The organism is Streptomyces sp. NPDC018947 (genome assembly GCF_044390505.1).
Taxonomy (GTDB): Bacteria; Actinomycetota; Actinomycetes; order Streptomycetales; family Streptomycetaceae; genus Streptomyces.
The window spans coordinates 137,823-152,267 of record NZ_JBIRZD010000013.1 but is presented as its reverse complement, the minus strand read 5'-3'; the positions used below and the strand labels follow the sequence as shown (position 1 = coordinate 152,267).

Genomic DNA, 14,445 nt, shown 5'->3' with positions numbered 1-14,445 from the left:
AGCCCGGAGTCATGGCCCTGCTGGGGCTGACGGACGCGGTACCTGCCTCTTTCAGCCAGGCGCAAGAAGCCGTCGATGAGGACAGCCATTCCGGAACCGAGAGGCTGAGCAGGGTGTACGTGAGCCCGGTACTCAACGGGTGGACCCTGGTCATCGGCCGGTGGTGCGATCCCTGCGACCCCGAACGCTCGGATGATGTGCTGCACCTGTGTGAGGCGCTGAGCGCCCGCTACGGACAGGCTCAGGCTTACTACTACGGCGCACAGGGCACCGGGTCGGCCTGGTTGATCGCGGAGCAAGGGGCGGTCGTACGCCGCTACTGCGAGACGGACGAGGGCGAGGACCACTACCTGACGCTGGGTGAACCCCTGCCCTTTGAGCGCTCCCGCCGAGAGGCACTGGGGCTGTCCACGACTTGGGACGCGGCGACCGAGACGGAAGAGGACGAGGAGGAGTGGGCCCTGGAGACCACGCACATGGCACCGAAGGTCGCCGCCCAGCTCAGTATCAGTCCCTTCGCCCTGACAGCGGAAACCCCCACATCTGGTACCGGCGTCCTGGCGCGCACTCCTCGCAGCGGGTCCTGAGGCGGCGACACGCGCGAGATCTCCGTGCCCGATCGGCCAGGAAACCGCGGGGAACGGCGGTGTTCTGCGGGCAGCGCGCACGGCAACGGCCCCCGACCGTAACGCCTGGTCAGGGGCCGTCAATCGCTGCGGTGGGTGTGGGATTTGAACCCACGGTGACTCGCGCCACGACGGTTTTCAAGACCGTTCCCTTAGGCCGCTCGGGCAACCCACCCTCGCCCCGGGCCGCCGGGGCCGGAGCGGCTACAGCCTACCGGCCTCCGGCCTCGCGCGGGATGCGTGGTGGGGTCGAGGACGGTCAGTCGTCGCCGGTCTTGGAGCCGAGGGTGAGTTCGGTCGTGTGCTGCTTGCCGTCGCGCTCGTAGGTGACCGTGACCTTGTCGCCGGGCTTGTGCGTCCAGATCTCGCCGATCAGGGTCGGGCCGCTGTCGATCACCGTGTCGTCGAGCTTGGTGATCACGTCGCCCGGCTTGAGTCCCGCGGCCGCGGCGGGGCCGCCCGGCTCGACGGGGTCGGAGCCGCCGACGCCCTGCTCGGTGATCTTCGCGCCGTCCGTCGTCTCCTCCAGGGAGACGGACGCGCCGATCTTCGCGTACACCGGCTTGCCGGTCTTGATGAGCTGCTTGGCGACGAACTCCGCCTGGTTGATCGGGATGGCGAAGCCCAGGCCGATCGAGCCCGCCTGGCCGGCGCCGCCGAGGCCGCCGTTGCTCGTGGACTGGATCGCGGAGTTGATCCCGATGACGTTGCCCTGCGCGTCGAGCAGCGGGCCTCCGGAGTTGCCCGGGTTGATCGAGGCGTCGGTCTGGAGGGCGCTCATGTACGACGCCTTGCTGCCGGCGCTGCCGTCGCTGGAGGCCACGGGGCGGTTCTTGGCGCTGATGATGCCCGTGGTCACCGTGTTGGACAGACCGAAGGGGGCGCCGATGGCGATCGTCGAGTCCCCCACGGCCACCTTGTCCGAGTTGCCGAGGGGCAGCGGGTTCAGGTCCGACGGGGCCTTCTCGAGCTTGATGACCGCCACGTCGTAGCCCTGCGCGTGGCCGACCACCTCGGCGTCGTACTTCTTGCCGTCGGGGAAGGTCGCGCTGAGCCGGCCTCCGTCGACCGCCTCGGCCACCACGTGGTTGTTGGTGACGATGTGGCCCTGCTTGTCGAAGACGAACCCGGTGCCGGTGCCGCCCTCGCCGTTGCTGCCCTCGGCCTGGATGGTGACCGTGCTGGGCAGTGCCCTGGCGGCCACGCCCGCGACCGTGCCCACGTCGCGCTTGACGGAGCCGCCGGTGTCCGAGGCGGAGACCGTCGTGGAGCCGTTCTCGTCGTTGTTCTTGGCCAGGGTGTAGCCGAGCCCGCCGCCCAGTCCGCCCGCGACCAGCGCGGCGATCAGGATCGAGGCGAGCAGCCCGCCGCGGCCCCGGCCGGACTTCGGCTCCTGCGGCTGGTACGAGGATCCCCAGCCGCCGCCGGAACCGTCACCGCCTCCGCCGCCGTACGACGGGCCGGCCGGCGGCGGGGGCGGCGGCCAGGAGGCGTCCGGTGCGGACGTGCCCTGAGGGGGACCCTGGGGTGCCGCGCCCTGGTGGGACGCCTGTGCGGACGAGGCCGCTGTCCGGAAATCGTCGTGCGGCTCCCCGCCCGCGGGCGGGGAGGACGGCGGCCGGCCCGGCTCGGGCGGCGTGGCCGGCCGGGAGGCTGCGGGAGAATCCACCGGCACGGGAGGTGCGGACGGGGCCGGGGGTACCTCGGTGCCCTCGTTCTCGGTGCTCACAGCTTCTCTCCTCGATCCACGACTGCCACGGGGCCGCACCGGTCGCGCTCAGCCACGCTCACGCGCGCTGCTCCACGGCCCGGCGCGACGCGACCGCGCATGTGTACGTGCATGTGTATTCGTATGCCATCAGCTTTTCCCACGGGCCGTCAGAGCACCATAAGCGGATGCTGTGGGCCCGCGGCGGCCCTTTATACAGGTCATCCAAGACTAAACGGGCACGAGCCGATGACCTCGGCAGCACGTCTGCCCGCGCGCGGTGGCACCATGACGCGGTGACCCACGCACGACAGCACCGGATCCAGGTCGTCGCCCACCGCGGGGCCTCGGAGGAGGCCCCCGAGCACACCCTGGCCGCGTACCGCAAGGCGATCGAGGACGGGGCGGACGCCCTGGAGTGCGATGTACGCCTGACCGCCGACGGCCACCTCGTCTGTGTCCACGACTGGCGCGTCAACCGTACGTCCAACGGCCGCGGCGCCGTCTCCGCACTGGAGCTCGCCGATCTGGCGGCGCTGGACTTCAGCGCCCGCAGGACACGGGAGTTCTGGCGCACGCGGGACGAGCAGCCCGACTGGGAGCACCGGCCCGAGGACCGCGAGGAGACCTCCGTCCTCACCCTGGAACGGCTGCTGGAGCTGGTCTCGGACGCCGGGCGGCGGGTGGAACTGGCCATCGAGACCAAGCATCCGACGCGCTGGGCGGGGCAGGTGGAGGAGCGGCTGCTGCTGCTCCTCAAGCGGTTCGGACTCGACGCCCCCGCCCGTGCCGACGAGTCCCCCGTGCGCGTGATGAGCTTCTCGGCCCGCTCGCTGCACCGGGTGCGGGCCGCGTCACCGACGCTGCCGACGGTCTACCTGATGCAGTTCGTCTCGCCCCGGCTGCGCGACGGACGACTGCCGGCGGGGGTCGGCATCGCGGGCCCCTCGATCCGCGTCGTGCGGAACCACCCCGCGTACGTCGAGCGGCTGAAGCAGGCCGGGCACCAGGTGCACGTGTGGACGGTGAACGAGACCGCCGACGTGGATCTCTGCGCCGGTCTGGGCGTCGATGCCATCATCACCAACCGGCCACGCGCGGTCCTCACCCACCTCGGACGCTGAGCCGCCCGGAGCCCTTGCCCCGACGGGCCGCCGGACGGTTTTCCGGCCCCGTTCGCACCGTCGAAATCCGGCCATGCGATTACGGGGAGTGCTCCGGCGCGTTCGGTGCGTGTTCGGTCGTGTCGAATGCGTCACTGGACGGCGACCGGCCGGTTTCCGGCCCAGGCCAGGAGGGCATCCACACCGTGGCGTGGGGCGAAGGAGGTCTCGGGGGTGGCGTTGGTGGTGGCACAGGAGGTGCCCACGTCGTCGAGCATGGCCGTTGCCCATGGCCCTGCGGGCGTGGGGAAAGCAAGGCACCGGATGCGCGAGCAACTGCGCTCGGGCGGTGTGGCGGAAGCGGTCATCGACGACGCCGTACTGGTTCTTTCGGAACTCTTGAGCAATGCGTGCAAGCACGGCCGTCCGCTGGGCGACGCCCTGGCCGGGGACGGTGACGTCCGCGCCGCGTGGCGGGTGGACCCGGGCGGCAGGCTCGTCGTGGAGGTCACGGACGGCGGCGGCCCGACCCGCCCGGCACCGGCGACCCCCTCGGTCACCGCGCACGGCGGCCGCGGGCTGAACATCATCACCGCGCTCTCCGACGACTGGGGAGTACGGGACGGCGCCTGCGGAGAGGTCACGGTCTGGGTCGTCGTGCACGACGACGTGTACGACCCGGACGCCGGGCACCGGCGGGACGACTTCGCCACGCGGGTCGCGGCGCCCGCGGTGTCGGAGATCCCCGGGCTGGGCTTCGCGGACGCGTTCGACGATCTGGGCTGAGGTGCGCGCCCGTGGCCGTGCCGCGGGCGTACGTCCCCGGCCACCGCGAGGGGCGTTTCCGGCACGGGCCGTTCCCGGCGAGGGTCGTGGCGCGCGAAGGGCGTGCACCCAAGGGCCGTACCCCGCAAAGGGCGTGGGGCCATGTCCACAGGCGGCCCGTTGTCCACAGGTTCCCGTCGGCCGGAGTGCGAGCGGCTAGGCTCGCGCCCGTACGAGTAGAGCCGTAACCGGGAGACACCCACGATGGCCAAGAAGCGACCCCAGACGAAGGCCAAGCGGCCCCAGCTCACCGACGGAGAGGTCCCGGTCGTCGGCGCCCGCGAGCCCTGCCCCTGCGGCAGCGGCCGCCGCTACAAGGCCTGTCACGGCCGGGCCGCGGCCCAGGCCACGACCGCGCTGGTGCAGCGCCCGTTCGAAGGACTGCCGGGCGAGTGCGACTGGGTCGCGCTGCGCGAGCTGGTGCCGGCGGCCACGGCCGGGCTGACGCTCAAGGACGGCCTGCCCGAGGGCGTCCCCTCGGTCACGCTGGCCACGGTCCTGCCCATGGCCTGGCCGGCCCTGCGCCGCGACGACGGCTCGGTGCTGCTCGGCCTGCAGAACGACACGGCGTCCGGCGACATCAGCCGCGACCTCGCCGACACCCTCCAGCGGGCCCTGACCGCCGCGCCGGGCACGCCGGTGCAGGGGCGCCGTGCGCCGGCCGACGGTCCGCGGCTCCAGGACCTGCTCGCCGCCGACGCGGCGTTCGAGCCCGTGGTGCACGAGGGCTTCGAGTTCTGGGTCCCGGACCCGGACAACGCCACGCCCGACGTGACCGCGTCCCTGGAGCGGGCCAACGCCGCGGCCATCCCGACGGTCCGCCTCCAGGGCGTGGACGCCGCCTACTGGTGCGAGACGCCGGAGAAGAACCACCTGCGGTGGGTCATGCCGCACGAGGAGGAGCGGCTTCTGGACGCTCTCGCCCGGCTGCACGCGGCCGGCCGGTCCAGCCTCGGCGAGGGCACCCGGCTCGTGGGTTCCTTCCGTGCTCACGGACTCACGGTCCCGGTCTGGGACCTGCCGAGCGGGGTCACCGCCGAGGACGTGGAGAAGCCGGCGGCCGAGTTCGCCGAGCGCCTCGCCGAGGCCCTGGCGAGCGACGCGCCGCTGACCCCGGAGGAGCGCCGGGCCCGCGGCGGCCTGACCAACCGGCAGGTCACCCTGAGCTGACCGGGGCCGGGTGCCCGCTCTCCGGCCGAATCCGACGGTCGCCCGGGGAGCGGGACCGCAATGGGTGCCTACGGTCATAACTCGCCCCAAAGGCACGCCAGTCGGTGACCGGAAAACAGGAGATCGAATTTGCTAACAGCCGATCTCTTGTTACCGTTCCCGTAGCCCGGTTGCTGGTGCATCCCCCGTCGCCAGCAACCGGGCCTTTGCGTGTGCCCGGACGCACACGCAGCGCAGCCACCCGTCAACCGGCTGTTCCCGGGCGGGAGTTGCTCCCGGTACGCAGCAGCAACGGCCCGTAGTCGGCCCGGCCCGCGACTTCCGCGACCGCGGTGTACTCGGCCGGCTCGCCCCGCATCCGCTCCCGAGGGGTCTCGCACATGCCCGGCGCGTCCTCGGCACCCACCGCGCAGACCGTGCGCACACTGCGGCCGCCGGGGCCGAGGAGGCTCAGCGCGGTCTCCACCGGGGCGCCGGTCACATTGCGGTAGTAGGTCCGTGCCCAGGTCTCGGTGCCCTGCGTCAGGACACAGGTCTGCGCCTCGACCCCCTCGGGCGAGGTGAGTTCGGGGCCGCAGCGCACGGCGGTGGCCAGGCCCGGCGGCAGGACGGTGCGGCCGGACCCGGCCGAGGACGGCGGGGCGGCACCGGCACCCCCGGGCGCCTTGCCGTCGCCGGCCCCCGGGAGCAGACGCGCGCCGGCGGCCTGCCCGTCCTTCGTCCCGTTGGCCGCGGGCCCCGCGGACGCCACCGCGAAGGGCAGCACCACCGCGCACGCCACGACACCGGCGAGACCGAAGAGACGTCCCCGGCGGCAGAAGGGGCGGCGGCGCCATCCACGGCGGCGCGTCCTCGCGGCGCGGTGCGCCCCGACATGAAGCGGCATGGAGCGGACGATAACGACCACGGGCGGGCGCCGACTTCCGCCCGCGCCCGACACCCCTACAACTCGGGGGCGCTCACACCCGTACGAGTGAGGGCGTCGACCACCGCGTCCACCACGGCCTCCACGTCGGGCACCCAGGGCGAGGCGGAGCCGGGCAGCGGTGCCCGCTCCCAGCGGACCGTGCCCTGTCCGGTCTCGGACGGGGGCAGGGCGAGGTAACCGCCCTCACCGTGGAAGCGCAGGGAGCCGGGGACGAAGTCCTTGGCGTAGAGCAGTTCCCCCAACTGCTCCATGGAGTACGGCCGCACAAGCAGCGACCAGCGGGTGGGCGAGGCGACCACCGGGCCGAGCCGCAGACCGGCGCGGTCGAGCGCGCTCAGGGCACGGGCGGCCGGCAGCGCGGGCAGGGAGACGGCGCACGGGGCGGTGCCCCCGGTGGCCAGGACGATCGGCGCCGTCGGCCGGTTGGTCCACCACCAGCGCACCATCCGCTCGTCGGTGGTGGCGGCGAGGAGCCCGGGATCGAAGGGATGCGCGCCCGGCACCGTGCACTCGGGATCGGGGCAGCCGCAGCGCGAGCGCGCCTGCGGATCCGCCGCCACGCCCGGGAGTACGGGCCACTGCCACTGCGTCGCGTAGGTCAGGGCCGCGCCGATCAGCTCAGGCCGCCCGCCGCCTCGACGGGACAGGAGCCTGCGTCGCTTTCCGAGGATCTCGCGCATGAGCGCTCGTTCCTTTCCGTTGCACGCCTGGCAACACCGTGGTCTCACACCATGTGTCGATCTCTTCGCTGTGCGTAGCTGGTGGCGCATCACACCCCCGCCGCGGGCAAGGGGAACCCCTGTGCTTCGAGCTCTGACTACGTCCGCGGCGGCTGCGTCCATACTGCGTTCATCAAAAGCATGGGCGTGGCGCGGGGGTGGCGAAGTCTGGCGTTTGCCGTCCCGCGTATTTCTCTCCGCCTCCGCCACGGGAGGATGGGGCACGGTCGTCGGTGGATAGGACGCCCGGGTCCGCCACCAGGTTCCGGGTGACTCCCGGCCACCCCTGGCCTTCACCGAGTAGGTACCCATCACGACCGCTGTGACGCTCCGTGGAGCACCCCCAGAACACCGCAACAAGACATCGTCTGGGGCAGTTTCAAGCCAACTTCGCTTTGGCGCAAGGGGGTAGGGAGGAGGTCCCTCGCACCCCACGGACACCAGGAATACCGGCAGGACAATGCTGGACATCTCCTTACGAGTGCGTGTACATGTGGAGACACCGCTAGCGGCGCAGAATGACATGGGGGTTTGCGATGCTTTTGCGCAGTAAGCGCCGGTCGGAAAGCCGGACGCCATGAACGCCCCGCACCCTGCGAAAGTGGCCGGAATCGATTCAACTGTGCCGTCCCCCGCACACACTGTCGCGTCCGCCGCGGACGCCTCCCCCGCCGCCCCGCCGAACACCCCCCGGCCCGCCGGCGCTCCCGGCGCCCTGCTCCAGGACCGGCTCGCCGGCTGGGTATCGGACCTGACGACCCTGCACGAGCTGACCGAGCGCCTGGCCCGCACGGACCGCCTCCAGGACGCCCTGCAGGAACTGCTGCGCGCCGGAGCCGCCCTGGTGGGCGCCCGGCGCGGCCTCGTCGTCCTGGAACCGGCCGACGGACTCGGCCCGGACACCACGGCCGGCCTGGGACTGGCCCGCGCCGACCTCGGCCACATCGAGACCGTGCCGCGCAGCGCGCTGTCGTACGGACGTCTGCTGGACGCGTCCGCCGGGCCGCCGGTCGCCGAGGGCGGCATCGCCGAGCCCGACCTGTTCTCCGAGAAGGGCCTCGACCCCCGCCACCGCGAGGTCGCCGCCCGCCTCGGTTACGCCGCCAGCTACGCGCTTCCCCTGTCCACCGAGCGCACCGGGCGCCTCGGGGCCGCCGTATGGCTCTACGACGAACCCGCCGAACCGCGCGAACGGCAGCGCCACCTCGCCGGTCTCTACACCCGCAACGCCGCCGAGCACCTGGCCCGGCTCCTGGAGGTCGAGCGCACGCGCACGCGCATGGCGACCATGACGGAGGAGCTGCTGCCCTCGCGCCTGCCGCGGGTGCCCGGTGTGCAGCTCGCCGCCCGCCGCCGCACCGGCCCGCGCGGCGGCGGTGACTGGTACGACGCCCTGCCGCTGCCGGACGCCGCGCTCGGCCTGGCCGTCGGCTCGGTCACCGGTTCCGGGCCCAGCGCGGTCGCCGCCACCGGCCGGCTGCGCGCGTCCCTGAGGGCGTACGCCGTGATGGAGGGGGAGGACCCGGTCGCGGTCCTGTCCGACCTGGAGCTGCTGCTGCGGCTCACCGAGCCGGCCCGCTCGGCCACCGCCCTGTTCGGCTACTGCGAGCCCGCGCTGCGCCGGATCACCCTGGCCGGGGCCGGGCACAGCCCGCCGCTGCTGATCGGCGAGCGGCGCACCGAGTTCGTCGAGACCTCCGTCTCCGCACCGCTGGGGATGCTCGCCTGCTGGGAGGCGCCGAGCGTGGAGTTGCAGGCCGAACCGGGAGAGACGGTCCTGCTCTACACCGACGGCCTGCTGCACCGCACCGGCGACCCGGTCGACCGCGCCTTCGCCCGGCTGCACGCCGCCGCGGCCGGCGTGCCGCGCGCCAAGCGCCACGACCCGGACGCCGTGGCCGACCACGTGCTGCGCACGGTGCTGCCGGACGGCGCGGCCGACGCGGACTGCGAGGAGGACGTGGTGCTGCTGGCGGTCCGCTTCGACCAGTGAGGCGCCGCCGCCTCGTGTAACAGGTCCTTCGGCCCTGGGCCCCCTTCCGCACGACCGTACGATGGGGAGGTCCAGTGCCGTATCGAGGAGGATCACCGTGGCGGAGGAGCTCACACCGGAGACCCCGGAAGAGACCGAGCCGGTCAAGCAGCGCAAGAACGGCCTGTACCCGGGCGTGTCCGACGAGCTGGCCGAGAACATGAAGTCCGGCTGGGCCGACACCGAGCTGCACGACCTGCGGCCGATCCCCCAGGCCGCCGAGACCGCCGCCCGCCGCGCCGCGCTCTCCGCCCGCTTCCCGGGCGAGCGCCTGGTGATTCCCGCGGGCAACCTGAAGACCCGCTCGAACGACACGGAGTACTCCTTCCGCGCCTCGGTCGAGTACGCGTACCTCACCGGCAACCAGACCGAGGACGGCGTCCTGGTCCTGGAGCCCACGGCCGACGGCCACACCGCGACGATCTACCTGCTGCCCCGCTCGAACCGCGAGAACGGCGAGTTCTGGCTCGACGGCCAGGGCGAGCTGTGGGTCGGCCGCCGCAACTCCCTCACCGAGGCGGAGAAGCTGTACGGCATCCCCGCCGCCGACGTCCGCGAACTCGCCGACGCGCTGCGCGAGGCCACCGGCCCGGTGCGCGTCGTGCGCGGCTACGACGCCGGCGTCGAGGCGGCGCTGACCGACAAGGTCACCGCCGAGCGCGACGAGGAGCTGCGCGTCTTCCTGTCGGAGGCCCGCCTGGTCAAGGACGCGTTCGAGGTCGGCGAGCTGCAGAAGGCCGTCGACTCCACCGTGCGCGGCTTCGAGGACGTCGTGAAGGTCCTCGACAAGGCCGAGGCGACCAGCGAGCGCTACATCGAGGGCACCTTCTTCCTCCGCGCGCGCGTGGAGGGCAACGACGTCGGCTACGGCTCCATCTGCGCCGCCGGCCCGCACGCCTGCACCCTGCACTGGGTCCGCAACGACGGCCCGGTCCGCTCCGGTGACCTGCTGCTCCTGGACGCGGGCGTGGAGACGCACACGTACTACACCGCCGACGTCACGCGCACGCTGCCGGTCAACGGCACGTACAGCGAGCTGCAGAAGAAGATCTACGACGCGGTCTACGACGCCCAGGAGGCCGGCATCGCGGCGGTGAAGCCGGGTGCCAAGTACCGCGACTTCCACGACGCCGCCCAGCGTGTGCTGGCCGAGCGGCTCGTCGAGTGGGGCCTGGTCGAGGGCCCGGTCGAGCGGGTGCTGGAGCTGGGGCTGCAGCGCCGCTGGACGCTGCACGGCACCGGCCACATGCTCGGCATGGACGTCCACGACTGCGCCGCCGCGCGCGTGGAGACCTATGTCGACGGCACCCTGGAGCCCGGCATGGTCCTCACGGTCGAGCCCGGTCTGTACTTCCAGGCCGACGACCTGACCGTGCCCGAGGAGTACCGGGGCATCGGCGTCCGGATCGAGGACGACATCCTGGTCACCGAGGACGGCAACCGGAACCTGTCCGCCGCGCTGCCGCGCCGGTCGGACGAGGTCGAGGCCTGGATGGCCTCGCTGAAGGGCTGACCCGCGCACCGATGGCCGGGCACCGTACCGGGTGCCCGGCCATCGGCATGCACCGGGGTTTCGGACCAGGTCTTTCGGCGCGGGCGCGCCGGGTGCGGGAAGAGGCGCGCCGAGCGGGGCGGTGCCCGTCAGACCGCCACGAGAGGCGCGTCCTCGCGCCACTTGAGGATCTTGTCGAAGCTCACCACGGCCCCCGCCCGGCCCGGCGCGCTGCCGATGTGGACGTGGTCGGCGAGCTCCCGGATCAGACACAGGCCGCGCCCGTGCTCGGCGTCGGCGGGTGCCGTGCGGGCCGGTGGGCCCGGCCGGTCCGCGCCGGCGTCGAAGCCGGGTCCGGTGTCGGCGACCTCGATGCGGCACCGCTCGCCGTCGAGGTAGGCCGTGACCCGGTACGCCTGTGAGGGGCCGCCGGACGCGTCGTCCCCGCCGTGCTCGACGGCGTTGGCACAGGCCTCGCTGAGGGCGACCGAGAGGTCGAAGGAGATGTCCGGGTCGACGCCCGCGGTCTCCATCGTGCCGAGCAGCAGGCGGCGGGCCAGCGGCACGCTCGCAGCCTCGCGCCGCAGATGGAGTGACCACCAGATGCTCATGCTCCAGCCTCCCGGCCGCGGCTCGACATACCGTTACGTATTGCCCCCCGTGCCCGGGCGTAAGCGCAGTGTCCGCAACGGACCGCCCGGACGGCGGATGCGTCCGTCCCGGTGATCGGTGTATGCGGGACGGCCGACCTGTGCCCGGGGACGGCTGACCGGTGCATGTGGGGCGGCTCGCACCAGAGGGTGACCATCCGGTCGTACGGCATCTTGTGGACCTGCCGTACGGCGCGGGGGCGGCCAGTGCGATGATGAGCCCGCCATGACTGCCCCCCACCCGCCTTCGGCGCGCTCCGGGAACGACCTCCGGATCCTGCGGGCCGCGGTGTTCGCCGCGGTCTGCGTCGTGCTGGCCGCGGCGGGGCACACGCTGGCCTCCTGCGCCGCCGTGCCCCTGTGGGCGCTGGGCGCGGGATTCCTCGGGACGGTCCTGGTCGCGGCACCCCTCGCCGGGCGCGAACGCTCGCTGCCCGGGATCGCGGTGCTGCTGACGGTCGGGCAGACCGCCCTGCACACGCTGTTCGGGCTGGGCCAGCACGGAGCCTCGGTGGCGTCCGCCGCAGGCGGCGTGCCGTCCGACGCCTCACTCGTCCAGCAGGCGGCACGGCTGGTGTGCGGGACCACCGCGGCGGCGATCAGCCCGGCCCAGGCCCAGCGGATCCTCACCGACGCGCGGGTCGCGCCCGGCACCGGCGCGGCGCACCACCCGGCGGACGCACTGTCCGCCGCGGCCGACCCGTCTGCCTCTCTGCTGCCGTCCCTGCCGATGCTGCTCGGCCACGTCCTCGCGGCGCTCGCCGCGGGCTGGCTGCTGCGGCGCGGGGACCTGGCCGTGGCACGGCTCGTGTCGCTGTCGGCGCACTCGGCCCACGCGGTGGCCGAGGGGGCGCTCGTGCGCGCCCTGCGCGGTGCGCTCGCGCTGGTACGCGCCCTGCACCGCGGGCTCGCGTGCGCGCCCCGCACCGGTCCGCGTCCGCCGCGCACCGCGCTGGTGGTGCCCGCCCGGCCGCGCACCACCGATCTCCAGCACACGGTGATCAGGCGGGGTCCGCCGAGCGCCTTCGCCCTCGCCGCCTGACACGACGCGACCACCGACTGCCGTTCCGCTTCCGCCCTTCCGGGCCGGAGTGCCGGAGGAGGGGCCGCCGTCGTGCGGCACGCGTGCGTGCGCGTTCCCACGCGGTCACGTGCGCGCCTTTCCCCCGGTCACTCCTGGCACCGGCACGTCGCCGGTCCTCACACGAAGCGGAGTACTCCGTTCATGAAGGTTTCCCGTATCGCCGCCGCCGGCTCCGCGGCCGGCATCGCCGTCCTCGCCCTGTCCGTCCCCGCCTTCGCTCACGTCAGCGTGCAGCCGCAGGGCCCGGCGGCCAAGGGCGGCTACGCGGTGGTCGACTTCAAGGTCCCCAACGAGCGTGACGACGCCTCCACCACCAAGCTGGAGATCAACCTCCCGGCCGACCACCCGCTGGCGTCCGTGATGCCTCAGCCGGTCCCGGGCTGGAAGGTCGAGGTCACCAAGTCCGAGCTGGACAAGCCGCTGGAGTCGCACGGCGAGAAGCTCACCAAGGCCGTCACCAAGGTGACCTGGACCGCCGAGGGCAAGGGCATCGAGCCCGGCTACTTCCAGAAGTTCCCGCTGTCCGTGGGCGCCCTGCCCGAGGACACCGACGAGCTGGTCTTCAAGGCGATCCAGACGTACTCCGACAAGGAGGTCGTGCGCTGGATCGAGGTGCCGCAGGAGGGCCAGGAGGAGCCCGACAAGCCGGCGCCCGTGCTCGCCCTGTCCGCCGCCGAGGACGACGCCCACGGCACGGCGGGCGCGAAGGCCGGCGCCGAGAGCGCCTCGGCCGACGGCAAGACCGAGACCGCCGCCTCCGCCTCCGGCGACTCCGGTGACAGCAGTGACACGACCGCCCGCGTCCTCGGCGTCGTCGGCATCGTCGTCGGCGCGGCGGGCGTCGCGTACGGCGTCCTCGCCGGACGCCGCCGGAACACCGGCGCGTCCGCGTAATCGCACCCCACCGGTGTGGGCCGGGGTCCCGTCCAGGACCCCGGCCCGCACCGGGGCACATCACATCTGGGACATTTCTCTATGCGCAAGAAGACATTCGCCGCGGCCGCCCTGCTCGCCGCCGCCACCCTCACCCTCTCCGCCTGCGGCAGCGGGTCCGACGGCGACAAGCCCGTCACCATGGTGTCCGAGGACACCGCCCAGAAGGCGGCCACCGTCCTCGACAAGCCCTTCGAGAAGCCGGACCTGGTCCTCACCGACACCCAGGGCAAGAAGTACGACCTGCGCGAGCAGACCGCGGGCAAGCCCACGCTGATCTACTTCGGCTACACCCACTGCCCCGACGTGTGCCCGCTGACCATGAACAACCTCGCCGTGGCGAAGAAGCAGCTCTCCCAGGCGGAGCAGGACGCGCTGCGCGTCGTGTTCGTCACCACCGACCCCGAGCGGGACACCCCCGCCGCGCTCGGCACCTGGCTCAAGGGCATCGACCCGAAGATCGTCGGCCTGACCGGCGAGTTCGACACCATCCAGGCCGGCGCCCGCACCCTCGGCATCTCCATCGACCCGCCGACCAAGGACAAGGACGGCAACGTCGTCTCGATGCACGGCACCCAGGTGATCGCCTTCTCCCCGAAGACCGACGCCGGGTACGTCCTCTACGGCGAGGACGCCACGGTGGAGGACTACACGAAGGACCTCCCCAAGATCGTCAAGGGGGAGAAGCCATGACCGGCCGCCCCGCCGCGGCGGCGTCGGCGGCGGCGCTGATCGGCGCCCTGGTCCTCGCGGGCTGCGGCGGCTCCGGCTCCGACGCGTCCTCGGCGGCCGAACTCTCCGTCGGCGGCGCCTACATACCGCGGCCGGTCTCCGCCACCATGGCGGCCGGGTTCCTGACCATCACCAACAAGGGCGGCGCGGAGGACGAACTGACGTCCGTCACCAGCGCGGCCGGCGAGGTGACCGTGCACGAGACCACCGGCGGCGTGATGAAGAAGGCCGACCGCCTGCCCGTGCCCGCGCACGGCGAGCTCGTGCTCCAGAGCGGCGGGAACCATCTGATGTTCGAGAAGCTGACGCGCCGGTTCGAAGAGGGTGAGACGGTCTCCGTCGAACTCCACTTCGCCCACTCCGACCCCGTCACGGTCGAGATGCCCGTCAAGCCGGCCACGTACCGGCCCGCCGACGGACACTCCGGACACTGAGGGAGGGAC

At 72.9% G+C, this 14,445-nt stretch carries 15 protein-coding genes and 1 tRNA gene; 10 read left to right on the top strand and 6 right to left on the bottom strand.

Annotation, left to right across the window (positions count from 1 at the left end):
• Positions 1-119: 119 nt before the first annotated feature.
• On the top strand, positions 120-587 hold the full coding sequence (locus ACH499_RS24325) for a hypothetical protein (protein ID WP_399018304.1): 468 nt from the start codon (positions 120-122) through the stop codon (positions 585-587).
• A gap of 129 nt (positions 588-716) precedes the next feature.
• Here ACH499_RS24325 and ACH499_RS24320 read toward each other — a convergent pair.
• Together ACH499_RS24320 and ACH499_RS24315 are read right to left on the bottom strand one after the other, a co-directional pair.
• A tRNA-Ser gene (locus ACH499_RS24320) sits at positions 717-801 on the bottom strand.
• 84 nt (positions 802-885) lie between these two features.
• The gene (locus ACH499_RS24315; RefSeq protein ID WP_399018302.1) at positions 886-2,355 is read right to left on the bottom strand and encodes a S1C family serine protease; all 1,470 of its coding nucleotides are present in this window, start codon (positions 2,353-2,355) and stop codon (positions 886-888) included.
• A gap of 275 nt (positions 2,356-2,630) precedes the next feature.
• Here ACH499_RS24315 and ACH499_RS24310 point away from each other — a divergent pair, with 275 nt between their 5' ends.
• Positions 2,631-3,458: a glycerophosphodiester phosphodiesterase gene (locus ACH499_RS24310; protein ID WP_356199063.1), complete on the top strand. Its 828-nt coding sequence runs from the start codon at positions 2,631-2,633 to the stop codon at positions 3,456-3,458.
• 131 nt (positions 3,459-3,589) lie between these two features.
• Here ACH499_RS24310 and ACH499_RS24305 read toward each other — a convergent pair whose 3' ends face one another.
• Positions 3,590-3,715, bottom strand: a complete 126-nt coding sequence (locus ACH499_RS24305; protein ID WP_356199203.1) for a hypothetical protein — start codon at positions 3,713-3,715, stop codon at positions 3,590-3,592.
• On the opposite strand from ACH499_RS24305, the gene ACH499_RS24300 reads away from it, so the two are divergent.
• Both ACH499_RS24300 and ACH499_RS24295 read left to right on the top strand, forming a co-directional pair.
• Positions 3,672-4,223: an ATP-binding protein gene (locus ACH499_RS24300; protein WP_399018300.1), complete on the top strand. Its 552-nt coding sequence runs from the start codon at positions 3,672-3,674 to the stop codon at positions 4,221-4,223. The genes ACH499_RS24305 and ACH499_RS24300 overlap by 44 nt on opposite strands.
• A gap of 243 nt (positions 4,224-4,466) precedes the next feature.
• Positions 4,467-5,432: a DUF5926 family protein gene (locus tag ACH499_RS24295; RefSeq protein ID WP_356199059.1), complete on the top strand. Its 966-nt coding sequence runs from the start codon at positions 4,467-4,469 to the stop codon at positions 5,430-5,432.
• Positions 5,433-5,676: 244 nt separating this feature from the next.
• On the opposite strand, the gene ACH499_RS24290 is transcribed toward ACH499_RS24295, so the two are convergent.
• Both ACH499_RS24290 and ACH499_RS24285 read right to left on the bottom strand, forming a co-directional pair.
• Positions 5,677-6,318 carry a hypothetical protein gene (locus ACH499_RS24290; protein ID WP_399018298.1) on the bottom strand — a complete coding sequence of 214 codons (642 nt, stop codon included), beginning with the start codon at positions 6,316-6,318 and terminating at the stop codon, positions 5,677-5,679.
• Positions 6,319-6,374: 56 nt separating this feature from the next.
• Positions 6,375-7,040, bottom strand: a complete 666-nt coding sequence (locus tag ACH499_RS24285) for a bifunctional DNA primase/polymerase (RefSeq protein ID WP_399018296.1) — start codon at positions 7,038-7,040, stop codon at positions 6,375-6,377.
• A gap of 616 nt (positions 7,041-7,656) precedes the next feature.
• Between ACH499_RS24285 and ACH499_RS24280 the strand changes: the two genes are divergently transcribed.
• Both ACH499_RS24280 and ACH499_RS24275 read left to right on the top strand, forming a co-directional pair.
• Complete coding sequence (locus tag ACH499_RS24280) at positions 7,657-9,072, top strand: PP2C family protein-serine/threonine phosphatase (RefSeq protein WP_399018294.1); 1,416 nt, start codon at positions 7,657-7,659, stop codon at positions 9,070-9,072.
• A 97-nt stretch (positions 9,073-9,169) separates the two neighbouring features.
• A complete protein-coding gene (locus ACH499_RS24275; RefSeq protein WP_356199052.1) occupies positions 9,170-10,624 on the top strand; it encodes an aminopeptidase P family protein in 1,455 nt (484 codons plus the stop codon).
• A 128-nt stretch (positions 10,625-10,752) separates the two neighbouring features.
• Here ACH499_RS24275 and ACH499_RS24270 read toward each other — a convergent pair whose 3' ends face one another.
• Positions 10,753-11,214 carry an ATP-binding protein gene (locus ACH499_RS24270; protein WP_356199050.1) on the bottom strand — a complete coding sequence of 154 codons (462 nt, stop codon included), beginning with the start codon at positions 11,212-11,214 and terminating at the stop codon, positions 10,753-10,755.
• A gap of 265 nt (positions 11,215-11,479) precedes the next feature.
• Here ACH499_RS24270 and ACH499_RS24265 point away from each other — a divergent pair, with 265 nt between their 5' ends.
• The 4 genes from ACH499_RS24265 (at position 11,480) to ACH499_RS24250 (ending at position 14,436) form a co-directional block, all read left to right on the top strand.
• Positions 11,480-12,295, top strand: a complete 816-nt coding sequence (locus tag ACH499_RS24265) for a hypothetical protein (protein WP_399018292.1) — start codon at positions 11,480-11,482, stop codon at positions 12,293-12,295.
• Between the two features lie 183 nt (positions 12,296-12,478).
• Positions 12,479-13,231, top strand: a complete 753-nt coding sequence (locus ACH499_RS24260) for a YcnI family protein (protein WP_399018290.1) — start codon at positions 12,479-12,481, stop codon at positions 13,229-13,231.
• Positions 13,232-13,312: 81 nt separating this feature from the next.
• A complete protein-coding gene (locus tag ACH499_RS24255; RefSeq protein WP_356199046.1) occupies positions 13,313-13,963 on the top strand; it encodes an SCO family protein in 651 nt (216 codons plus the stop codon).
• Positions 13,960-14,436: a copper chaperone PCu(A)C gene (locus ACH499_RS24250; RefSeq protein WP_399018288.1), complete on the top strand. Its 477-nt coding sequence runs from the start codon at positions 13,960-13,962 to the stop codon at positions 14,434-14,436. The genes ACH499_RS24255 and ACH499_RS24250 overlap by 4 nt, the downstream gene beginning before the upstream one ends.
• The last annotated feature ends 9 nt before the right edge of the window (positions 14,437-14,445 follow it).